Genomic DNA, 564 nt, shown 5'->3' on the forward strand with positions numbered 1-564 from the left:
CGACGGAGCGGACGCCGAGGACGTCCTCCCAGATACGGGCGAGCTGCATTTCGAGCGCGTCGCGGGGCGCGACGAAGTCCCGGGCTTCGACGGCGTGCGCATCGGGTTCGGGTAGGGCCTTGCGGTCCACCTTGCCGTTGGCGTTGAGGGGCAGCGCGTCCAGCACTACGAGCGCGGAGGGAACCATGTACTCGGGCAGGTGCTGCTTGAGGCCTGCCTTGAGTGAGTCCGCGTCCAGCGCGTGGCCTTCGCGAGCAGTGACGTAGCCGATGAGGCGCTTGTCCGTGTCCGAGCCCCGGGCCACGACGACGGCCTCGTTGACGCTCGGGAAGGCACGCAGGGCGGCTTCGACTTCGCCCAGCTCGATGCGGAAGCCCCGCACCTTCACCTGGAAGTCGACGCGGCCCAGGAAGTCGAGTGTGCCGTCCTCCCTCCAGCGGGCCTGGTCGCCCGTGCGGTAGAGGCGCTCGCCCGGCGTAGCGGCGAAGGGATGGGGGACGAAGCGTTCCGCGGTCAGGTCGGGGCGGTTCAGGTAGCCCCAGGCCAGACCCTGGCCACCCACGT

General features: G+C 70.2%; 1 protein-coding gene. It reads right to left on the reverse strand.

Translation table 11 applies throughout. The features are described from left to right. The coding region (locus tag D7V80_RS41170) for an AMP-binding protein (RefSeq protein ID WP_147447418.1) at positions 1-564 on the reverse strand (564 nt) is incomplete at both ends.

Source organism: Corallococcus sp. CA054B (assembly GCF_003611625.1).
Taxonomy (GTDB): Bacteria; Myxococcota; Myxococcia; order Myxococcales; family Myxococcaceae; genus Corallococcus; species Corallococcus coralloides.